At 43.5% G+C, this 23,082-nt stretch carries 18 protein-coding genes, 1 tRNA gene and 1 riboswitch; of the genes, 12 read left to right on the top strand and 7 right to left on the bottom strand.

Annotation, left to right across the window (positions count from 1 at the left end; genetic code table 11):
- Nucleotides 1–195: 195 nt before the first annotated feature.
- From DW917_RS02635 to DW917_RS02605, 7 genes are all read left to right on the top strand, one after another.
- Entirely contained in the window at nt 196–1,137 is a 942-nt protein-coding gene (locus tag DW917_RS02635) for a DUF4837 family protein (RefSeq protein ID WP_118116219.1), read from the top strand.
- 128 nt (nt 1,138–1,265) lie between these two features.
- Nucleotides 1,266–2,399, top strand: coding sequence for a PdxA family protein (locus DW917_RS02630; RefSeq protein WP_118116217.1), 1,134 nt, complete (start codon nt 1,266–1,268; stop codon nt 2,397–2,399).
- Between the two features lie 65 nt (nt 2,400–2,464).
- A complete protein-coding gene (locus DW917_RS02625; protein WP_118116215.1) occupies nt 2,465–3,757 on the top strand; it encodes a sigma-54-dependent Fis family transcriptional regulator in 1,293 nt (430 codons plus the stop codon).
- Between the two features lie 12 nt (nt 3,758–3,769).
- On the top strand, nt 3,770–4,291 hold the full coding sequence (lptE, locus tag DW917_RS02620; protein WP_118116213.1) for an LptE family protein: 522 nt from the start codon (nt 3,770–3,772) through the stop codon (nt 4,289–4,291).
- A 189-nt stretch (nt 4,292–4,480) separates the two neighbouring features.
- Nucleotides 4,481–5,227: a tetratricopeptide repeat protein gene (locus DW917_RS02615; RefSeq protein WP_118116210.1), complete on the top strand. Its 747-nt coding sequence runs from the start codon at nt 4,481–4,483 to the stop codon at nt 5,225–5,227.
- A gap of 14 nt (nt 5,228–5,241) precedes the next feature.
- Nucleotides 5,242–5,658, top strand: coding sequence for a preprotein translocase subunit SecG (gene secG, locus DW917_RS02610; protein ID WP_118116208.1), 417 nt, complete (start codon nt 5,242–5,244; stop codon nt 5,656–5,658).
- Nucleotides 5,659–6,029: 371 nt separating this feature from the next.
- Nucleotides 6,030–6,105, top strand: a tRNA-His gene (locus DW917_RS02605).
- 78 nt (nt 6,106–6,183) lie between these two features.
- Here the strand turns inward: DW917_RS02605 and DW917_RS02600 are convergent.
- The gene (locus DW917_RS02600) at nt 6,184–6,597 is read right to left on the bottom strand and encodes a secondary thiamine-phosphate synthase enzyme YjbQ (protein ID WP_022109980.1); all 414 of its coding nucleotides are present in this window, start codon (nt 6,595–6,597) and stop codon (nt 6,184–6,186) included.
- A gap of 19 nt (nt 6,598–6,616) precedes the next feature.
- Nucleotides 6,617–7,756 (bottom strand): ATP-binding protein, encoded by a 1,140-nt coding sequence (locus DW917_RS02595; protein ID WP_118116205.1) that lies wholly within the window; start codon nt 7,754–7,756, stop codon nt 6,617–6,619.
- A 274-nt stretch (nt 7,757–8,030) separates the two neighbouring features.
- A riboswitch (SAM-I-IV-variant riboswitch) is annotated at nt 8,031–8,142 on the top strand.
- Between DW917_RS02595 and DW917_RS02590 the strand changes: the two genes are divergently transcribed.
- The 4 genes from DW917_RS02590 (at nt 8,142) to DW917_RS02575 (ending at nt 11,724) form a co-directional block, all read left to right on the top strand.
- The gene (locus DW917_RS02590) at nt 8,142–8,366 is read left to right on the top strand and encodes a hypothetical protein (RefSeq protein WP_118116203.1); all 225 of its coding nucleotides are present in this window, start codon (nt 8,142–8,144) and stop codon (nt 8,364–8,366) included. (Overlaps the previous riboswitch by 1 nt.)
- A 298-nt stretch (nt 8,367–8,664) precedes the next feature.
- The gene (locus tag DW917_RS02585; RefSeq protein ID WP_147344102.1) at nt 8,665–9,066 is read left to right on the top strand and encodes a hypothetical protein; all 402 of its coding nucleotides are present in this window, start codon (nt 8,665–8,667) and stop codon (nt 9,064–9,066) included.
- A gap of 166 nt (nt 9,067–9,232) precedes the next feature.
- Nucleotides 9,233–11,350, top strand: a complete 2,118-nt coding sequence (locus DW917_RS02580; RefSeq protein ID WP_158570058.1) for a TonB-dependent siderophore receptor — start codon at nt 9,233–9,235, stop codon at nt 11,348–11,350.
- 44 nt (nt 11,351–11,394) lie between these two features.
- A complete protein-coding gene (locus tag DW917_RS02575; RefSeq protein ID WP_118116199.1) occupies nt 11,395–11,724 on the top strand; it encodes a heavy-metal-associated domain-containing protein in 330 nt (109 codons plus the stop codon).
- 727 nt (nt 11,725–12,451) lie between these two features.
- Here DW917_RS02575 and DW917_RS02570 read toward each other — a convergent pair.
- The gene (locus DW917_RS02570; RefSeq protein WP_233524609.1) at nt 12,452–13,318 is read right to left on the bottom strand and encodes an SGNH/GDSL hydrolase family protein; all 867 of its coding nucleotides are present in this window, start codon (nt 13,316–13,318) and stop codon (nt 12,452–12,454) included.
- Nucleotides 13,319–13,476: 158 nt separating this feature from the next.
- Here DW917_RS02570 and DW917_RS02565 point away from each other — a divergent pair, with 158 nt between their 5' ends.
- Nucleotides 13,477–14,652: an MFS transporter gene (locus DW917_RS02565; protein WP_118116197.1), complete on the top strand. Its 1,176-nt coding sequence runs from the start codon at nt 13,477–13,479 to the stop codon at nt 14,650–14,652.
- A 295-nt stretch (nt 14,653–14,947) separates the two neighbouring features.
- On the opposite strand, the gene feoB is transcribed toward DW917_RS02565, so the two are convergent.
- From feoB to DW917_RS02545, 4 genes are all read right to left on the bottom strand, one after another.
- Nucleotides 14,948–17,476 carry a ferrous iron transport protein B gene (gene feoB, locus DW917_RS02560; RefSeq protein WP_118116195.1) on the bottom strand — a complete coding sequence of 843 codons (2,529 nt, stop codon included), beginning with the start codon at nt 17,474–17,476 and terminating at the stop codon, nt 14,948–14,950.
- Between the two features lie 260 nt (nt 17,477–17,736).
- Entirely contained in the window at nt 17,737–21,090 is a 3,354-nt protein-coding gene (gene secA / locus DW917_RS02555) for a preprotein translocase subunit SecA (RefSeq protein ID WP_118116193.1), read from the bottom strand.
- Nucleotides 21,091–21,325: 235 nt separating this feature from the next.
- On the bottom strand, nt 21,326–21,688 hold the full coding sequence (locus DW917_RS17670; RefSeq protein ID WP_233524608.1) for a hypothetical protein: 363 nt from the start codon (nt 21,686–21,688) through the stop codon (nt 21,326–21,328).
- A 15-nt stretch (nt 21,689–21,703) separates the two neighbouring features.
- A complete protein-coding gene (locus DW917_RS02545) occupies nt 21,704–22,969 on the bottom strand; it encodes a DUF4105 domain-containing protein (RefSeq protein ID WP_233524607.1) in 1,266 nt (421 codons plus the stop codon).
- Nucleotides 22,970–23,082 lie beyond the last annotated feature (113 nt).

Genomic DNA, 23,082 nt, shown 5'->3' with positions numbered 1-23,082 from the left:
CGTTTCTTCTTCGATAGAAAGTCTTTTCTCGCGGTAGGGGGCTCTTGCCGAGAGTATTCTTGATAGGAGTTTTTCTTCTCGACAGGAGTTGTCCTTTTGATCAAATAGTTCTTCAAAGACTTTACTCTGTGAATGAATTTCTCCTGAGCTGAAGACCTTTCTTTTGAAGATAAGCGACAAAACGATGATAAAATAATGATGAATTGGAAATATCTGAGATTATTTCTTGCAATCTGCTTTGTATTCGTGCTGGCTTGTTGCAAAGACGGAAAGAGCAGTCGGCTTCCTGAAAGTATCGGTCAGCCCTATGAGGTGGTGCTTGAAGGAGATACGAATCGCATCGTAACTGCTATCTTGCAGGAGAGTGTGCCAGATATGCCTCAGCCGGAACCCATGTTTAATATCATACAGGTGAGAAAAGGAAAACTGACAAGCCTGTATCAGACGGTAAGAAATCGGGTCGTCGTGGATGTGGATAAGAGAAATCGTGACTTTGAAGTGAAAATCAGCCAAGATGTCAATGCTGCTCCGCAAGTCATCATCCGTATCAAGGCGCAGACCGTAGAACAGTTGAAAAGCCGCCTGGATGGAATGAGACTCCGCCAGATACTGGACGAATTGGAACTGAAGCATCTGGCGTCTGTCATCCGGCAGAATGTAGAGAAGCAGAAAGAGGTAAAGCGGCTCTTCGGCATCGACATGAAGATTCCTGCTGACATGCAGTCAAGTAAGCGTGGTAAGGATTTCCTGTGGCTGTCAAATAATGCAAACTCGGGTATGCAGAGCCTCCTCATATTTAAGTTGAGAGATTTTTGGCGAGAGAATCCCTATCTTCCATCTGCTCTCAAACCGAAAGTTGACAGCGTACTACGTGTCAACGTGCCGGGTGAGGAGGATGGCATGTACATGCAACTTGCCTATATCAGGGAATATTTAAATGGATGCTGGGAAATGAAGGGGGATGCCATGGGTGGACCCTATGTGATGAAGCTGATGTCTGATGCCGACTTCACACAAGGGCGGAACGTCCTTGGAAAATATAATGCATTAGTCATCATTGGTTTCGTCTATGCGCCCGAAATGAAGAAAAGAAATTTAGTCAAGCAGTTGGAAGCTGTGCTGACAACTATCAGGTAAAAATTTCGTAAACAGCAGATGAAAACTTCGTAAGCTGAAGTTGAAAATATCGCAAGTTTCAGCTTATCACCATCGCAAGTTTCAGATAAATATCATAAGATTCAAATAAATACATCAAAATATAATATATGGACAATCAGAAAGTAAGGGTGGCTATCACCCACGGAGATACCAATGGTATCGGATATGAACTCATTTTTAAAACCTTTGCAGAGCCTGAAATGTTGGAACTCTGTACACCTATTATATATGGCTCGCCAAAAGTGGCAGCCTATTATCGCAAGGCCATGAACTTGCCAGGTCAGTTCTCTATCATTCAGCAGGCTGAGGATGTACAGGATGGAAGAATCAATCTTCTGGCTGCTGTAGATGACGAGGTGAAAGTGGATATGGGTATGCCTACGGCTGACTCAGGACTGGCTGCAGTAAAGGCGCTCGATCGTGCCATGACTGATTATCGTGCCGGTCTTTACGACGTGCTGGTTACCGGACCTATCAACAATGCCAATGCGCAGATGGATAATTATCCTTTCCCTGGTCATAGAAATTATATTGAGACCTGTCTTGGTGAAGGCAAGAAGGGATTGTCTATGCTGATTGGCGGTGATCTCCGTATCGCATCGGTCACAGAAAAGACACCTCTGAAAGATGTACCTGCAGCTATCAGTCTGGAGGCGATCGTAGAAAAAGTAACCCTGATGCAGCAGACTCTCAAGCGTGAATTCTATATCAGCAATCCACGTATCGCTGTACTTGCTTTGAATCCAAAGACCAATGAGGATAGCAGTTGCGGTACAGAAGAGCGCGAAATCATTATCCCTGCTATTGATGCATTGGCAGAGAAAGGCGTACAGGCGTTTGGTCCGTATGCTACAGATGAATTCTTCGGAAAAGGCTATTTCAGAGACTTCGACGGCGTGATGGCTATGTATCATGACCAGGCAACAACTCCTTTCCATTCACTATATACGGAAGACGGTGTAGTCTTCACTGCCGGCATGCCAATCATCCGTACTGCAGCAGATGTTACACCGGAGTTCTGTATCGCAGGAGTAGGAGAGGCTGATGAGACTTCTTTCCGCCATGCAGTCTATTTGGCTGTGGATGCTTATCACCATCGCAATGAGTATGATGAGGCTCGTGAAAATCCGCTTCCAAAGCTTTATCGCGAAAAACGTGATGAGAGCGAGAAAGTGCGTTTTTCTATCCCAAAGAAGCATTCTAATGCTCCTTTTAACCCAAAGCCTGAGGTGAAAAGTTAAAAAAATGACTATTTTATGCCATTTTTGCAGATTATTAAAAAAAAATGCGTAATTTTGTCAGCTAAATGGACACAAGTGAACTTCAGAAAGTAAAACAACGGTATAACATCGTGGGGAATAGCGATGGATTGAACCGTGCGCTCGATGTCGCCTTGCAGGTGGCACCGACAGATCTTTCTGTGCTTATCATCGGTGAATCGGGTGTGGGTAAGGAAATCATTCCGCGTGTTATCCACGATCATTCACCACGCCGCCGTGAAAAGTATTTTGCTATCAACTGTGGTAGTATTCCTGAAGGTACTATCGATAGCGAACTCTTCGGTCATGAGAAAGGTTCCTTTACGGGAGCTATCGGAGAAAGTGAAGGATATTTCGGTATCGCCAATAAGGGAACCATTTTCCTCGATGAGGTGGGCGAACTGCCTATCCAGACACAAGCCAGATTGCTCCGTGTGCTGGAAACCGGTGAATATATCCGCGTAGGTGGACAGGAAGTGAGAAAGACTGATGTGAGAATAGTGGCAGCTACGAATGTCAACATGCGCAAAGCCATCAGTGAAGGTCGCTTCCGCGAAGATCTCTATTATCGTCTGAATACCATTCCAATCCAGATGCCGCCGCTTCGTGAAAGAGGTAATGATATCCTTCTGCTCTTCAGACTTTTTGCGATGCAAATGGCTGAAAAGTACAGGTTGCCTAAGATTTCGCTCAGCGAGGATGCAAAGGGCATCATGCTCAAATATAAGTGGCCGGGAAATGTAAGACAACTTAAGAATATCACGGAACAGATGTCTGTGCTCAGTCAGGAACGGGAAATCAGTGCTGAGATGCTCTTGCATTATATTCCGATGGATGAAGAGTCAACCCAGTTGGCTACGATTCCTTCCCAGACGGGCGGTGCTCATAGCTACGAGAGCGAGCGTGAACTTCTCTATAAGATTCTCTATGAGTTGAGAGGCAATGTGAGTGACCTCCGTCGTGATGTCAGTTCTCTGCGCAAGCAGTTGGATGAAGCCCGCCAGCTCAATGGTGCCAGTGGATTTGCAAGTCCTAATGCTATTACTCCAGTAGAGTCTGTAAGCGACTTCCCTGCGAGAATGGATAAGACACCAAGTATCCGTCCGGTCATTCCGCATCATGCGACAGAAGATGCCATCGTTGAGGAAATCAATGAACCGGAAACGCTGAATCTGAATGATTTGGGGCGCCAGATGCTCGAAAAGGCTTTGGAACGAAATAACGGAAATCGCAAAAAGGCTGCGCAGGAACTTGGTATTTCCGACCGTACGCTCTATCGCCGACTCAAGCAATATGGACTCAATGGCGATGAGGAAGAAGAAAAAGACAAAAATAAGTAAGACAATTGGAATATGAAGCGTTTTCGCAAACATATATATATAATAGGTGTCATCCTTACTATTGGCATTCTTGCTGCATGCTCCGTGAGCTATAAGTTCAATGGCGCAAGCATCGACTATACCAAGACCAAGACCATTCAGATAGCTGAATTCCCTATTAGAAGTACCTATGTGTGGGGACCGATGGGACCGATGTTCAACAATGCCTTGAAGGATGAATTTGCTAATCATACCCGCTTGCAACAGGTCAAGAGAAATGGAGACCTGAAGATAGAGGGAGAGATTACACAGTATAGCCAGCGCAACAAGAGTGTTTCGAGCGAAGGCTATTCTGCACAGACCGAATTGTCTATTACTGTAAATGTGAGATTCACCAATAATGTGAACCACAATGAAGATTTTGAACGCCAGTTTACTTCTTCAAAGAGTTATGAGACTACCCAGAGCCTGGCTTCGGTTCAGGAAGAACTGGTCAATCAGATGGTGAAGGATCTTGTGGAGCAGATTTTCAACGCTACTGTTGCAAACTGGTAATTAGGCATTCTCTCAAGAAATATGCATTCTCTCTGGAGTTATAATTCTCAGGGGAGATATTATTTCTCATAAGAGATGTATGTGGGCAGAATAGAGGCATTTTGTCTGAAAGAAGAATTTCTTCTGAAAAGTTGAATTCGTTAGAAAAAAGATTTTAAAAATTATAACTGTTAATATTATTAGAGATTCGTGGAATTAACAAGATTGATACAACATCCGGAGGAGATGAATAAAGAGACTCTTTATGATCTCCGTGAGCTGTTAGCACTCTATCCGTACTATCAGACGGCTCGATTGCTGATGTTGCAGAACTTGTATTTGCTCCATGATGCCAGTTTTGATGAAGAACTTCGCCGGGCAGCTATCTATATTACTGACAGAAAGGTGATATTCCAGATGGTGGAGGCTGCTCATTATCAGCTCAAGAAAGAGTCGCATGCTGCGGCTGGAAAGAAAGATAATACGGCTGATAGAACTTCAGATTTGATAGACAATTTTTTGGAGTCTATACCTGCTGATAAGGAAGACGAGGAAAAGAAAAAGGAAAAAAGAAAACCAACTCCTGCTGATGCAGCCGTCGATTATGTGGCTTATCTTCTGGAAACAGAAGGGGAGACTGAGGAAGAGAACTCCTCTCGTACCATCTCGCTTATTGATGATTTTATGGAGGATGGAGGATTTAAACTTCCTAAGATTGATGTTTCTGCTGATTATCAGCCTGAGTACAAACCTGAGTTGGATGACAACAACAAGGAGGAACAGGCTGAAAATAGTGGAGTCTTTACTGAGACTTTGGCTCGCATCTATATTAAACAGGGAAAATACCAACGTGCACTCGACATTATACGCCGTTTGCATGAAAAGCATCCAGGCAAAAGCATGCATTATGCTGACCAGATGCGATTCTTGGAAAAATTGATCAAAAATAATAAATAAAACTAGTTTTAAAAATGTACACATTATTTGTAGTATTAATCGTTCTGGTAGCATTGCTGATGATTTTCATCGTGCTTATCCAGGAGTCAAAGGGAGGTGGTCTCGCATCCAACTTCTCTTCTTCAAACGCTATCATGGGTGTTCGTAAGACCACTGATGTAGTAGAGAAATTAACTTGGGGTCTTGCTGCTGCTATGGTTATCATCAGCGTAGCTTGTGCTTATGTAGCTCCAACAGCTGTTGGTGAAAGTAGTGTAATGGAAAATTCTGCTACAACAGAGCAGACTGCTCTCCCTGCTATGCCAGGTGCTAACAATGCTGCTGGTGCTCAGACTGCAGCTCCTGCTAAGGGTGCTGATGCCCAGAAGGCTGCCCCTGCTGCTGATGCTCAGAAGGCTGCCCCTGTAGTTCCTGCAACTCCAGCTAAGTAATTTTTCTACATTACTGCGAGAAATTTAAAAGCATTTTATGAAGAGGGTGTGTCATGAATTCGTGACACACCCTCTCTTTGTACGCTTTTTCATAGTTTTTATTCATGACTAATGAGAAATTAGAAATGAGAAGTGAGAAATGAGAAAAAAGTAAAAGGGAATGGATGACTAAGAATTAGTAAAGCAAAAAATAGAAAAGAGGAAAAGAAGGTGAAAATAGAGCGAAATTCGACAAAATAGGCTAAAAAACTGCTTAATTTGAGAAAAAATGAAGTTTTTTCGAAAAAAGTTCGCTAAAAATTTGGTGGAATCAAAAAATAGTAGTACCTTTGCACTCGCTTAAAAGAAATAACAATTAAGCAAGCTAACATGGTGGACGTAGTTCAGTTGGTTAGAGCGTCAGATTGTGGTTCTGAATGTCGTGGGTTCGAGTCCCACCTTCCACCCAAGATAAACCCAGTAAATCATTGATTTACTGGGTTTCTTGTTTCTACTTTCTATAAAATGGTTTATCATTTGTCTTTTTTATTCCCCCATGATTGTGGCGATGAGATGTCTGCTGCCGCCGCCTTCTCTAAACTCGCATAGGTATATCCCCTGCCAGGTTCCGAGGTTCAGTCTGCCGTTTGTGATAGGAATCGTCAGTGAAACTCCTACCATACTTGATTTGGCGTGGGCTGACATGTCCGTTGGACCTTCATCTTGGTGCAGGTATCTCGGATCTCCATCTGGCACTAATCTCTCAAAGATTCCCTTCAGGTCGTATCGCACATCTGGATCGAAATTCTCGTTAAGTGACAATCCACAACTTGTGTGTCTGACGAAAAGATTTAGTATTCCTGTCTTTGGCAATGCTGGTAATTGACGGAGTACTTCGCTCGTGATGAGATGAAAGCCACGAGGAAAAGGACGCAATGAAAATTCAACTTGTTGTATCATATTTTTTTTGTTTATATTCTTATAATTCCTTTTTCAGCCATTCACCAAAGAACTTATCGTACAATTCGTAGGTTCCATCTGTTTCTGTAACAAAATCTTTCTCCAATAATCCTTTGATGCCACCTTGTACAAAACTGGCGGAAGGAAGATTGTGTTTCTTGATGAATGCCGACGACATGATATTTTGAGCCTTGCCAGCGTTGCAGATGGCAAAGAGAAGTTCCTTTTGCTTAGCTGGCAATTGAAAGAGAAGGGCTTCGTATGCAAAAGCACTCTCATCTATAATCGAGTTGAGCGCCAGTTCCATTATCTTGCCATCAGCCTTTTCCGTCATCTTGCCATCAGCTATTTCCGTAAGTGAGAAAATCTTATTGAGCATTCTCTGAAGATACCAGGTGATGCCGTCAAAACGGTCGTATATCTGATAAATGTTTTCTCGTATGATACGCTTCTGTCTTTCCTCAAAAAGGCGAGTAGCGAAGTCGGCATATACCTCTCTATCAATAGCTTTCAGAGTTTTAATGGAGGTGCTCTGATAGAAAGGACGGGCATGACTCAAAAACATCTCCGACATCATGTTGCGTTGAGATCCGGCAAAGATGAAACTGGCATTGTGACAGTGCTGGATGTAGGTGCGTAGTATCGCTTCTACATTCGCTTCTCTATAGCTCCTGATGGTTTGGAATTCATCAATAGCCACAATGCAAGGCTTATCAGCACTCTCTAGATAATGGAAAATTTCATCGAGCGTTGTGGTTGGACTGGTGATTTCTCCCAAATCCACTCCCCACGAAGGCACGCCATTCATATCGAAGCTGATGGATGAACGGAGTGAGTGGAGACAGTTCAGAAAATGTTCCACTACTTTGGTGCCTTTGGGTTTCAGACTTTGCAGAATACTTCTGCCTAGTTCCTGAATGAAGTCGGTTAGGGTCTTCGTGGCATAAATATCAACCAGGAATGTATAGTATTTATCCTTGATTTCTTCTTGGGCATAGACGTGTTGAACCAACCCTGTCTTGCCGATTCTTCTAGGCGCAATCAGGGTGATATTATTGCCATTCTTGATTTCTCTTATCAAGTCGATGGTTTCCTTTTCTCTATCACAGAAGTAAGCGTCGGATATGTATCCTCGCAGAATAAACGGATTCTCTATCATTGTATATAATCTTCTTTATTGTCTTTGAATAGTCTTATATCTTTCTGATAATCATGGTACAAAGATAATTATAATATTGTTATAATAATACTATTATAATGTAAATATAGGAAAGTTTAACCATTCCAGTTTATCTCTCCCGATTAAGTGGTGGATTTCCTTGCTATCTGGTAAACCTCGAAAAATCTTCTTCTTTGAAGAAGGAGGAAGACATTAGAAAAAAACTTGAGAAAAATTTGGTGGTTTCAGAATAAAGATGTACTTTTGCAATCGAAATAAGCATTAAGAGTTGCCCAGTTGTGGCACACCAACCGAGTTTCGCATAGAGATAACCACGGTGGTAAAAGAATGTGTAAGTGTTTAACAACTTAAAATAATTATCTTTATGAATCCAAATTCAGATTTAAAGAACAATGAGAATGTGATGGCAGCTAATGCCGAGTTAAGAATTTCAGAGTATGCAGTCCGCTTTGCCGCATATAGCGATGAACAACTAAAGCAGACTGTAGATCACGAGCGCAAGGTTCGTGGTTGGGGCAGCGAGCGCAGTTACTTCCTCGCTGCTCTGCGTAAAGAGTGCGAGAAACGAGGGATACCATATTGCTGGTAATCGTATCAGGAGATTGCAAAAATACGATTATCTTTGCGATCTCCCTGTTTTTTTTATTATTTCTTTCCATATTTAACTTACTTGTTTTAGTCAAGTGGCACTCACAAAGTGGATGAAAAAAACGGTTAGAGAAAAAGTAGAACTAAAGAAAAGGGGAGCTATTTGAGGCGGTGTTTTTTGAATTTTTTAAACAAGAGCCGTTAAAGGTCATTAATTTATGTGGCTATTAGGTTCTTATTCTGAGGAAAATACTTAATTTTGCAACCAGATAAAAGGAAGGAGTGCAAAAAAAATAGGTATGAAACGTTCGCTCAACATATTGATAGCTTTGATGCTCTCGTTCATGGTGGTTTACCTGAGCGTGGGCACTACAGTCATGCACTGCCTTCGTTCTGACAAGGTGATGGTGGGTATGATGGCTGACTGTTGCGTGGGGCATGACTGTTGCCAAGGTAAGCTGGGCGCACAGGTGAAAAAGCATTGCATGAACGTAAGGCAGGTGAAGCTATCGCCTACGGTCTCTGTCCAACATATGGATTTCGATACAGCACCAGTGTTTGCTGGCATCGTGCCAGCTCTTTGGAAGACATTGCCTCGTCCTGTTATCTGTAGCATTCAGAAGGCAAGATATTGGAATCAGAACGTTCCACATTCGCCTCCAAGGGCTTATCTTGTCCTCCTTAACACTCTGATTATTTGATTTTTTCCCTATTTGCAAATAGGTTGCAAAAGATTTATTGTACTTTTGCAACCAAGATTGTCGTATGCCTATCCCTATCAGTAAAATCTTAGGTTTGCATACATATATAAAAAGGAAAAAAACATCCGAAATTAAGATTTTGATTCGGATAAAAGTAAATATATTTATGTATTCAAAATATCTATTGCTCAGTGCCTTGCTGGTTATTGGTGCTGAGACTTATGCAAAAAATAATAAGACAGAGGTTGCGTCCCTGTTATCATATCATAATTCTGTAAGAAATGACTCTGTAGATTCCTCCTCTCAGGATTCCATCTTCAAGGAAGAGACCTTGCAGGATGTGAAGGTGGTGGCTCGTAAGTCGGGCACTTCTCGATTGGCTGGTGCCGTGAATGGCATTGCTGTGAATAAGGATGAACTCTTCAAGGCGGCTTGTTGCAACTTAGGCGAGAGTTTCACGACCAACCCATCGGTGGATGTGGCTTATAATGATGCCACGACGGGCGCAAGACAAATCAAGCTCCTCGGTCTTTCGGGCACTTACGTACAGATGCTCACCGAGAATCTGCCGAATTTCCGTGGTGCAGCCATCCCATACGCCCTGGGCTATGTGCCGGGACCTTGGATGAAAGGCATTCAGGTATCCAAGGGTAGTGCTTCGGTGAAGAATGGCTATGAGTCGATTACAGGTCAAATCAATGTGGATTACTTGAAGCCAGAGGATGAGCAACAGGTGGAGGTAAACCTCTTTGGTGATACCAAGAGCCGAATCGAAGCAAACGCCGATGCTAACGTTCATCTATCGGATAAGTGGGCAACGGAGATATTGTTGCATCATGAGAATATCCTCAAAAACCATGATGACAATGGCGATGGTTTCTATGATATGCCAGGCAGAGAACAGTATAATGTACAGAATCGTTGGCTGTATAAAGGCAAGCACTACATCTTCCATGGTGGACTTGGGGCTTTGAAGGAGATTCGTACCAGTGGGCAGGATGAGGAACATGTTCATAGTGATGATATTTATCGAATCAAGCTCCATACCAACCGTTATGAGGGTTATATGAAACATGCCTTCATCCTCAATCATGAGCATGGCACCAATATTGCCTTCATGTCCTCAGCTTCGATGCACCAGCTCGATGCCCAGTATGGCAACAGGTTCTACGACCTCAATGAGAAGAATCTCTATGGCTCACTGATTTTTGAGACCAATTTTACTCATCAGCACAATTTGTCGGTAGGTTTGAGCGTCAACCATGATTACCTGGGACAGCGTTCCAATGTGAATGTTTCTCCAAGACCGACAGTAGGGTTAGAAGACTCTCCTTACCTTTTGTCGGAGATGCAGAGAATGAACGAGAAGGAGACGACTCCTGGAGCATACGCCCAATACACCTATACGTTAGGCACGAAGTTGACGGCGATGGCAGGTGTCCGTTTCGACCATAGTTCGCTTTATGGCAACTTCTTCACCCCTCGTTTCCACGTGAAGTATTCGCCTATCGATGCCATCAGCATTCGCTTGTCGGCAGGCAAGGGCTATCGCACGGTATTTGGTTTGGCTGAGTACAATTACCTTTTGGCGAGTGGCAGAAACCTCAATATCGGCGAAGACCTCCAGCAAGAGGAGGCTTGGAACTATGGACTGAGCACGGCTTTCTATATCCCTATGTTTGGTAAGACGTTGAAACTGAACGCCGAGTATTACTATACCGACTTCAGGAATCAAGCGGTAGTGGATTATGATGCCAACAAGGGGTTTATCTCCATCTATAATTTGATAGGTAAGTCTTATTCGCACACCTTCCAGATAGATGCCTCTTATCCATTGCTGAAAGGCTTAGAGATAACAGCGGCTTATCGTCTGAACGATGTGAAGTGTACATACGATTATGGTAAAACCTTGAAAGAGAAGCCATTGACCAGTAAATATAAGGCGCTTTTCACGGCTTCCTATAAGACCCCACTTGGACTTTGGCAATTTGATGCCACCGTGCAGTTGAATGGTGGAGGCAGGAATCCAGAGCCTTACCAGTTGGCAGATGGAAGCCAGTCATGGTCTCCTCGTTTCCATAGCTTCGAGCAAGTGAGTGCGCAGATTACGAGATGGTTCCGTCATTGGAGCATCTATGTGGGAGGCGAGAACCTGACTGGTTTTAAGCAGAAGGCTCCTATCTATGGTGCCAGCAACCCATGGGGAAGCGATTTCGAGCCAACCTTGATTTGGGGACCTGTAGAGGGCAGGATGTTCTACGCAGGAGTGAGAGTACACTTTTAAGTGGAAATATTTAATGTTGAATTATTTAAGCAAATAGAAAAGTTATGAAGAAGATTTTAGTAATGTTCACAATGATGATGGTGGCAATGGTAACCTTTGCCAAGGACATCAAGACCGTAGTGTTCACCACAACTCCACAGATGCACTGTGAGGCTTGTGAGAACAAGATCAAGAGCAACCTTCGCTTCGAGAAGGGTATCAAGAGCATAGAGACCTCTGTGCCAAACCAGACAGTCACAGTACGGTATAATGCCGACAAGACAACCCCCGAGAAACTCCAGAAAGGTTTTGAGAAGTTTGGCTATAAGGCTCGCATCCTGAAAGATGGCGAGAAGGTCAAGAAGAACACCGAGGAGAAGTGTGACTTGATGTAATTCTATATGCAGATTTCTCCTAAATTTTCCGAGTTGCCTCCGCCTTGTTGTTTTGCGAGGCGGAGGCAATAAAGTAAGAGAGAAAAAGTGATTTTCCATTCATTTGCAACCTGTAGGATTTAATGGAATTTTGCTTGAAAAGCGACGAAAATTGCTTATTCCCTAAGTACTGAAGACTTGTTTGCGACTCGTATCTCCGAAAGATAGAAATCTGTGTTTCGGCTTTATGGGTAGTGTCTTATTTGCGCACCTTTGCGTTTCTTGGGGGCACAAAAGTGCTCTTACCTGAGCATAAAAGTGCCCTTACCTCAGCACAAAAGTGCCCTTCCTTAAGCACTTTACAAACTTGGTGAGACATGAATATCTGCTTGATGTTCTGTTCTCTTATTTCCTTTTTATAGAAAATGTTAGTAGTGGTTTTATATAAAAATACAGGTGATAGGTATTTGGAAAAATCTTTATAACGGATTTTTTTCTAAAACAGGAATGTGATTTTACCCTTCAGATGAAGGGAGGTGAAGGGTGGTGAAGGGTGCTTTTATGTTATTGTGTCTATAACTATCTATATATCAGGTACTTATGCTTGACGGGTGAAGGGTGAAGGGCTTTTATCGTTTCGCTTTTCAAATTTTCAATGATTTTATCCTCAAATCCGTTACCCCATAGGTCGCGGACTTGAGGTTTTTTTTTATTTTATTGCCAAGTGAAGGCATAAAGATAGAGCCTTTTAGAAGTCGCAAGGCAATGCAGAGAGCTGTTGCATGATGGTCTTTGCCATACGAGCATGACCGGCATCATTAGGATGAAGACGATCTGTATCCATTTTGTTGAACATCTGGGCACCAGCGTCGTAAATAGGGAAGAGACCAGAAAGGGAGTTGAGATCGATGACTGGTACTGCCCAGACATTGCCTACTTCCTTAATCGCCTTCACATATTCATCGAAGAAGAGACCACGTGCATTTTCGTACATTTCATCAGGCTGGATATTCTTGTCGCTGCTGGCAAAGAGCGCACGGTGTACAGGAGTCATCACGACAATCTGTTTGGTAGGGTACATCTGCTTCAGTTTTGACATGGCAATGTTGATACGCCCTTTGAGCGTATTCTTGTCCATGGCAAAGTGGCGGTGACGACGCTGTACCATTTCACTTGGTTTGTGGCGGGCAACTCTCACGCTGTCGAATGTCTCAGTGTACCAGTCTCCGATAGGCACACCATTATTGTAATCGTTGGTACCCATAAAAATGATGATTGCATCGAAATTATCACCATGTTCTTTCTTGAGTTTGTCCGCCTGGCGGGGAATATCATTCCATTGTCTGCCGCTCACACCATAAACATAAGGGGTGATGCCGAGCCAATCCTGCAGAAATCCCCAGTATTTTACCTTCGATGCCTTGATGTTCGGATCGGTGATAGAATCGCCAAAGTAAGCAACTTTCTTTCCTTTCCATGGATGCTGGAGGTTCTTGAAAGCCTTTTCTTTTTCGGCGATTTCTTTCTTGCTCATCGCCTTCTGGGCGAAGGATGGCAATGTTGGCATTGTCAATGTAAGGGCGACTGCCAGGGTAATCATTGTTTGTTTCTTCATTGTTAGTTTGTTTTGAATCTTTTTCTAAGTGCAAAGTTACGGCTATTTTCTTGAATAAAGCTATATTTTTTGTTCAAAAATAGGTATAATTCTGCTTTTTTTTGTAATTTTGCAGCCGCAAATAAAATAGGTATATATAAATAAAGGTATTAATAGGGATGACTGTAAGGTTGAATCACTTGGGAGATTTAGCCCGCAAGCGAGTGGCAGTTGCGGCTTATTATTTTGTACCGGGAGTGGTGTTTGCCAGTTGGGCAAGCCGCATTCCGGATGTAAAACAGATGTTGCATCTGAGCAACGGCCAGTTGGGAACGGTGCTCTTTGCCATTCCTATCGGTCAACTCCTGATGATGGCTTTTTCGGGTGTTTTGGTCAGTAAATTCGGAAGCAAGAAGATGCTGGTTCTCTCTGAGGTACTCTATGCCCTGGTTCTTTTCTGCATCGGTAGCAGTACTACGGTTTTTCATCTGATTTTGAGTCTTATTGCTTTCGGAATGATGGCGAATCTGATGAACATCGCCACCAATACGCAGGCATGTCTGGTAGAGAAGATGTATGGTCGCAACATTATGTCGTCGTTTCATGGCTTGTGGAGTTTGGGTGGATTTTCGGGCGGTATCATAGGTGCAGTCTTTGCGAATACCCTACTTCCGATAGAGGTGCATTTTGGAACGGTTTTGGTGATGAGTCTTCTCATTATAACTATCGGATTCAGATATCTGATAGATGATGCAACAGCAAAGGCAGAAGAGGAAGATGTTCCGAAGTTCTCGTTCAAGACTATCGACCCGATTCTGTTCCTCTTAGGATTAATGGGATTTGCCGGCATGTTCTGTGAAGGTACTGTTTATGATTGGAGTAGTGTATATTTCTCATCAGTGGTGAAACCCGATGAGGCTTTTATCCGTGCAGGTTATGTGGCTGGTATGGGAGCGATGACTCTGGGTAGATTTCTTGCTGATGGTTTTGTTACGAAATATGGACCAGCCAGGGTATTGAAGGTTTGTGGTGGTTTGATATTGGGCGGTTTGTGGCTGGCTGCTGCTTTGCCTTATCTCATTCCTGCCACCTTGGGTTTCCTGCTGGTAGGTTTCGGCATCTCTTCATCGGTGCCTATTTGCTACAGTATTGCGGGAAAGTTGGGAACTATCAAGGCCAGCATTGCCATCACCATAGTTTCGAGCATCAGCTTCTTCGGTTTCCTGGTAGGACCACCGGTTATCGGATGGCTTGCAGAGGCTACCGGACTTCGTATCGCCATCAGTATTGCCGCCTGTTTAGGTTTGATGATTGCTTTTTTTGCCGCAAAGGTTGGAAAGAGAATATCCATTTAATTTTGTACCATCAAAAAATACTCTTATTGACATGATGACAATTAAAATGAACTATTTAGAAAAGGTTGCAAAAACAGCTGCGCTTCTTGTTACATAAGTATGTGTAGATATTCAGAGAAAAATGTAATAAATTATTTGTAATTTTGTGGTGATACAGATGAAAAAAGCCCTTAAACTTCAAAAGCGAGGTCTAAGGGCTTTTATTTTTGCGTGCCCATGCAAAAATTCCTGCGTGCCCACGCATAATTTCATACGTCGGCACGCAGTTTTTGGGGCAGGGGTTTATGTTTTTATTTTATATAAATAAATTTCCTATCTGGAAGACTAAGGCTGATACTACCCATGCCAATAGCGTGGTGTAGCCAGCGGCAAAGCCTGCCCATTTCCAACTGCCCGTCTCGCCCTTGATGGCGGCGATAGTGGCGATGCAAGGGAAGTAGAGTAATACGAAGAGGAGGAAGCAATAGGCGGTAAGCGTAGCCTTGGATGCAGCCTCGGCATCGCTGTAACCGTAGGTCTTCTTCAGGTCAGAAGTCATCTGCTTCTTCAAAACCTCGTATTTTCCGTCTTCATCGTTGTAATCCTGGTCGTCAGAGAAACTGTCGTTGTTGCTGTAGAGCACACCCATCGTTGAGGCTACAATCTCCTTGGCACCTACACCGGAAACCAGACCCACATCTAACTTCCAGTCGAAACCCTGTGGGGTAAAGATTGGCTCGATGGTCTTACCGATTCTGCCGATATAGCTCTGCTCCTGTTGTGCCTGGGTATCAAGCTCCTCATTGTGAGGGAAGTAGCCTAACGCCCATACGATGATACTTGCCACAAGGATGATACCACCCATCTTCTTCAGGTACTGCTTACCCTTCTCCCAGGTATGTCGGCCTATTGCCTTCCAGGTAGGGAAGCGGTAAGGAGGCAGCTCCATTACGAATGGAGTATCTTCGCCCTTCACCACGAAACTGGCAAAGATGCGGCTCAATATCACGGCAAGGAAGATGCCGATGAGATAGAGCGATACCATGATGAGCGAACGGTATTGGATGGCAAAGAATGTTCCGATAACCATGATGTAGATTGGCAGACGAGCCGAACAACTCATCAATGGCAAAATCAGCATCGTTATCAGACGGGAACGGTGACTCTCGATGGTTCTCGTTGCCATCACGGCAGGTACGTTACATCCGAATCCCATAATCAGCGGAATGAATGATTTGCCATGCAGGCCCATCTTGTGCATCAGTTTATCCATGATGAAGGCGGCACGAGCCATATATCCCGAATCCTCCATGTATGAGATGAAGAAATACAAAATCAGAATCTGTGGCAGGAACACGATGACCGCACCTACACCACCAATCACACCATCTACCAGCATGTCCTTCACCGGTCCGTCCGGCATTGTGGTACTGATGAATTCGCCCAGCCATGCTACGCCGTCCTCAATCCATCCCTTAGGAATCTCGCCCAGTACGAAGGTGGCTGAGAACATGATGAACAGCAGCAGGATGAAGATAGGGAAGCCTACATATTTATTGGTCAGGATTCTGTCGATGAGATGGGTTACCTGATAGGTATCCTTTGCTTTGCCAGGTTCATAGCCTGCTTCCTGCAATGCTCCATGAATAAAACCATATTTGGCATCCATGATGGCTGTTTCACTATCTTCCAATGTCTCTTCCTTCACACGCTTGGCTGCCTCATCGCGGGCTGCGAAGATTTCCTTGGCCGATTTCAGATGACTTACGTATTCCTCGGCGTGTTTGTCGTTCTCCAATAATTTGATAGAAAGATATCGTGTGGAGTAGCGCTGGCGGATGGAATCATCTACCTTCAGATACTTCTGGATATGTTCGATACCATGTTCTATCTCATGTCCGTGGTTGATGTGGATGTGGCGGTAGTGAGCGTTAGTGTCTTCTTTTCCTTCGTAAAGTTCGATGATGGTCTCGAAGAGTTTATCCACGCCTCGACCATTGGTGAAGACGGTAGGTATCATTGAAATACCGAAGAGTTCACCCAGTTTGTCGTAGTCGATGTTATCGCCACGCTTCTCGGTTTCATCAAACATGTTGAGGGCGCAGACCATGCGGATGTGCATGTCTATCAACTGGGTGGTGAGATAGAGGTTGCGTTCCAGATTACTGGTGTCGATTACATTGATGACGATATCTGGCGTGTGCTCGATGAGCTGCTTGCGCACATAAAGTTCTTCTGGTGAATAAGCAGAAAGAGAGTAGGTGCCTGGTAAATCAACAAGATTAAAGTGATAACCGTTAAAATCGGCTTCACCTACCTTGGCATCTACGGTTACACCACTATAGTTGCCCACACGTTCGTGAGCACCTGAAGCGAAGTTGAAGAGGGAGGTTTTACCACAGTTTGGATTTCCCACTAAGGCCACATTGATGACATGATGCAAACGCTCGGCTTCCTGTTCTGCCAAAGCTTCGTTTTCAGCAGAACTTTTTCTTTCAGCTACGAGCATCTTGTCGCCCAGCGCATTTTCGCTATCGTTTGTATTGATAGTTTGTGAGTCAATTACTTGCTGTCTATCTTCTGCATCTGCATGATTCAGTTCTTTATTGTTTTTTGCCTCGTCAATAGAAACTACTTCTATGTGGTCAGCCTCACTATGTCTGAGTGATACCTCATAGCCCATGATTTTGTATTTCACAGGATCTTGCAGTGGAGCATTGAGGAGTACATCCACTTTTTTCCCTTTGATAAAACCCATCTCGATGACTCGCTTACGGAAGCCACCGTGACCGGATACTTTGACGATGACGCCACTTTCTCCTGTTTTGAGTTCTGATAATTTCATCGTATATTCTTTTTATTTTCTAAGATCGTGTCTTCTCTTTGATGAAAAGCCGTTCTTATCTTCGTTATTTCTTTTTTCTCTTTTCGTTTGCAAAATTACTAATAATTATTTCAACTCAGTTGTAATCATGTCATTAAATAAAAAAAAATACCAAGAAATGATGAGAGTATCATCAATTCTTGGTATTCTTATCATTATTTCTGATGATGTGTACCTCTTATACCTTATTATATATATAAGAGCATCACCATTTCTTGTGATTACAAGTTTCTGCCGTGGCAGTTCTTGAACTTCTTGCCGCTGCCGCATGGACATGGATCGTTTGGACGAGGCATGCGCTCTGCACGGTAAGGAGTGTGGTTTGCCTGGCTTGCGCCTTCACGAGTGTCTTGGTTGGCTGCAGCCTGTTGAGCAGCACGCTCTGCACGTTCACGCTCTTCGTCAATGTCAACCTTAGACTCTACATAGTTCTGCTGTGTAGGCTGTTCTGGAGCAGCCTCTTGTACAGGCTGTTGTTCCATTACAGGAATCTGACCACGCATCAGGATGCTTGAAATACGATCGTACATCTCGTTGATCATTGCATCCCAAATCTTGGCACTCTCCAGTTTGTAGATCAACAATGGATCTTTCTGCTCGTAGCTGGCGTTCTGTACTGAGTGACGGAGTTCGTCCAGTTTGCGGAGATTCTCTTTCCAGTCATCATCAATGATATGGAGCAGCACGCTCTTCTCGAATTCCTTCACAACACTCTTAGCCTCAGACTCGTAAGCTTCCTTGAGGTTGCATGGTATCTGGTACATACGCTTACCATCTGTCAATGGCACCATGATGCGCTCATACATAGCTCCCTGGTCCTCAAATACTTGCTTGATGATAGGGAATGCAGTAGCCTGAATGCGGTCTGTCTTGCGCTTGAAAGCTGCCATTGCCTCCTGGAAGGCACGCTCTGCCAAATCTTCACGTCTGCCAGATTCGTATTCTTCCACGGTAAAAGGAATTTCCATAGCAAGAACCTTGAGGAACTCTTCCTTTGCACCATCGAAATCATTGTTATTGATGATATTCAAGCAGCGGTCCCAAATAATGTTGGTGATATCCATGCCGATACGCTCACCCATCAAGGCGTGACGACGCTTTTCATAGATAACGGTACGCTGGCGGTTCATCACGTCATCATACTCCAGGAGGTGCTTACGGATACCGAAGTTGTTTTCCTCAACCTTGCGCTGGGCACGCTCGATGCTCTTGCTGATCATAGGACTCTCGATACGCTCGCCATCCTCGAAACCAAGACGGTCCATTACCTTTGCAATACGTTCAGAAGCGAACAGACGCATCAGCTTATCTTCCAATGATACATAGAATACAGATGAACCTGGGTCACCCTGACGACCTGCACGACCACGGAGCTGACGGTCAACACGACGGCTCTCATGGCGTTCTGTACCGATGATAGCAAGACCACCTGCAGCCTTTACTTCTGGAGTCAGCTTGATATCGGTACCACGACCTGCCATGTTGGTAGCGATGGTTACGGCACCCTTGCCATTTGTTGAGCGACCAGCCTCGGCAACAATCTGAGCCTCCTGCTGGTGCAACTTAGCGTTCAGCACGTTATGAGGAATGTTACGCATCTTCAACATCTTGCTCAACAACTCTGAGATTTCTACAGATGTTGTACCCACCAAAACAGGGCGACCAGCATTGCGCATTTCTTCAATCTCATCAATGACGGCACGATACTTTTCACGGGCTGTCTTATAGACGCGGTCGTCCAAGTCGTGACGTGCAATAGGACGGTTGGTAGGAATCTCAACTACGTCGAGTTTGTAAATATCCCAGAACTCACCAGCTTCTGTGCTTGCAGTACCGGTCATACCAGAGAGTTTGTGGTACATACGGAAATAGTTCTGGAGTGTGATAGTTGCGAATGTCTGAGTAGCAGCCTCAACCTTTACATGCTCCTTAGCTTCGATAGCCTGATGCAAGCCATCGCTCCAGCGACGACCTTCCATGATACGACCAGTCTGCTCATCGACAATCTTCACTTCGCCATCCATGACAACATATTCGTCGTCCTTATTAAACATGGTATAAGCTTTCAGCAACTGCTGAAGTGTGTGAACTCGTTCACTCTGTACACCATAGTGTGCCAACATCTCGTCTTTCTTGTCGAGACGCTCCTGGTCAGAGATGTCTGTGCGAGCTTCCAACTCACTCATCTCTGTAGTGATATCAGGCAATACGAAAAGTTCCTTATCGTTTACCTGTTTTGCCAACCAGTCTGTACCCTTGTCGGTAAGGTCGGCTGAATTCAATTTCTCATCTACCACGAAATACAAAGGTTCTATAGCCTTAGGCATCTCACGGTTGTTGTTAGCCATGTAGTATTCCTCGGTCTTCAACAAACCAGCCTTGATACCTTCCTCAGAAAGGTACTTGATCAATGGCTTATTCTTAGGCAATGCCTTGAATGAACGGTAAAGAGCCAAGAAACCAGCCTCAAGTATTTCCTGATTCTTGGTCTTGCTTCCTTCGCTAATCTTCTGCTTAGCTTCTGCGAGCAATTCTGTTGCCTGTTTACGCTGTACTTCATAGAGACGCTCTACCAATGGCTGGTATTCCTCAAACATCTGATCGTCACCCTTTGGGATTGGACCGGAAATAATAAGTGGAGTACGGGCATCGTCAATCAAAACGGAGTCAACCTCATCGACGATTGCATAGTTGTGCTGGCGCTGTACCAAGTCTGCAGGACTTGTTGCCATATTGTCGCGCAAATAGTCGAAACCAAACTCATTGTTTGTACCAAAGGTGATATCTGCCAAATATGCTTTGCGACGCTCGTCAGAATTAGGGCGATGCTTGTCGATGCAATCTACAGAAAGACCATTGAACATATAGAGAGGTCCCATCCACTCAGAGTCACGCTTTGCCAAGTAATCATTGACAGTAACGACATGTACACCATTGCCAGTTAAGGCATTCAGGAATACAGGACAGGTACCAACGAGTGTCTTACCCTCACCGGTAGCCATCTCGGCAATCTTACCTTGATGCAAAACGACACCACCGAAGAGCTGAACATCGTAGTGAACCATTTCCCATTTCAGGTCGTTACCACCTGCTGTCCAATGGTTGTGATAGATAGCCTTATCACCATCAATGGTGATGAAGTCATTCTTAGGGTCTGCTGCCAACTCACGGTCAAAATCAGTAGCTGTAACGATGGTCTCCTCGTTTTCTGCAAAACGGCGAGCTGTATCCTTTACAATACTGAATGCAGTAGGGAGCACTTCATTGAGGGCAATCTCATATTTGTCGAGTGCCTCCTTCTCCAACTTATCAATCTGGTTGAAGATACCTTCACGCTCGTCAATAGGAGTTTCTTCTATCTTAGCCTTGAGTTCTGCTATCTTAGCTTTCTCCTCGTTGGCATACTCCTGTACATACTTCTGGATTTCTTTTGTCTTAGCACGAAGCTCGTCATTGCTCAAGGCCTTGATATTAGGATATTCTGCCTTGATTTTCTCTACGATTGGCTGAATCAACTTCATGTCGCGAGTTGATTTGTTGCCAAACAATGACTGAAGAATTTTGTTAAAGTTCATTGTTATATTTATTTTTTTTGTTATTCGAAATTTATCGGGAGTGATTGAAAATAAAGGAGTTATGAGTCATTCGACAAGTACTTGTCGCTCTCTTTTTCTCTATTTCTTTCTCCACATTATATTTATTGTCTGCAAATTTACAAAAAATATCTGTAAATCAGCAATGTTTTGTTAATTAATGCTCGTTTGCAAGTGATATTTGTGAGATTCTGTCCTTATATGACTTGCAATGGGATTAAAAACAATCAGGTCCTCGAATAACAATACTACCATAAGGAGCCTTATATTTATGCTCCAGAATAGGGTGGAAATAAATATTAGAATGAATGTCTGTCAGAATGTCAGAAGTATCTGCTGTTAATGAAGCAGATACAGAGTGAAACTGAGGTCTTGAATGGTTTTCATCAGAGGCTTCTTTAATAGCCTTGATGACATCGAGAATGTCTTCCTCTAATGCCTTCGCCTCAGGTTGCTGGATAAATTCGTCATAGGATATATCTGTCAGCGCAAACTTCAGTGCCTGCTGATAAGTCTGCGCTTCCATGCCCGTTGCCGCTAAGACAACCAGGAGGGCGGTAATATATCTGTTGACAATCATAAATCCTAATTTATTTTATTTGTTTAATTGTTTTTTCTGTTTACGGAGATCATATACTATAGATCTTATGACATATCGCATTAGCAAAGATAATGCCAAGATTTCCATACCTTCTGCATAGTGCTGCCAGATTTGCATAAAGAGGGACACGAAAAGAAGTATTCCCCATATATTATAGTACCAATATATTTTACCTATATACAGATTTCTGCAGGTTTTCCATGCAAAGATGAGATTGAGTGGATTCAATATCAAAATCTGGAAATTGATCTGAACGGTAGGGTGCTCTGAGAATATCATCGCCAGAAGTATAAATCCTGGAATACCTGTAAGTATCAGAAGAGTCATATCTAACCACCAGAAGTTCTTTCGCTTGAAGACTTCTATGATGGATAATAAGAATATGACTGCGCCCAGAGCGAGCGCAACTCTGAATGGAGTGATGCTTTCGCTTTCTGTTGCATGGTCTGCTTGTACCGGTATCAGGTAGAATGTACTATCTACTAATTTGATATATCTTTTTTTAGTTGGATATACTTCCGCCATCGTTTTTTGAACGGTTGTGTCCTTTCTCGCTTCTGTAGCAAAGTCCTTACTGAGGTTTTCTGGCAGGAACTCCCATTCTTGTTTACTGATAGGGCGGTCTGCCATGAATCCTAAAAGTAAATCATTTCCGAATCTGGCCCATTTATGATTTTCGTTCAGACGATGGATTTCTTTACGATAGGTTGATTGGGCATCAACGTCCTTGAAATCTGTGATATGTTGTCCGAGATTTCTGATAATCATATCACGGGCTCTGGTAGTACAGTTGTCAAAGAAGAAATTGTAGCGGTAAGTGCGATTCTCTTCTTTGTTATTCTCGTCAATAGCAGAGAGAATCTTTATCTTCTCCTCTCTGGTGAGTGCCAGTCTTTGTTGTCTTACCCATCTTCCTTCGCTTGAATATTCTGCTATGAAATGCTCCATAGGGAATATACCTATCTGATAGTCGGTCATGCCGAACACAAACCTAAGAATGAAAAAGGCCTGCTTGAAGGAGAACATTCCCCAGTTGACTGCAAGGTCTGTACCGTGGACATGGTCTTCAATGCGAAGGGCGGTGTGTCCATAGTATGACCATACTTCTTGTCCTGGTCCGCAAGTCAGGAGAGATATATCTACAGAGTCGAGCCATGCTTGTGACTCTGGGGATGACATATAGTTTCTCTCAGAATTTTCTTGAGGTCTGTTACCCTGAAAATCCTGTGCGTTAGCCAAAGTCGTTAAATTGATTAACAAAACGGCTAAAAAAGCTCTAAAAATATACTTAAATCGTTTCACGATGCAAAAATACCTTATTATTTTCAATTATCCTTCTTTTTTTCTAATTTTTTTTAATACTTTTGCACTCT

Origin of the sequence: Prevotella sp. AM42-24, assembly GCF_003461825.1 — a bacterium.
Lineage (GTDB): Bacteria > Bacteroidota > Bacteroidia > Bacteroidales > Bacteroidaceae > Prevotella > Prevotella hominis.
The sequence above is the reverse complement of the archived record's forward strand: the minus strand, read 5'-3'. Positions and strand labels throughout refer to the sequence as shown.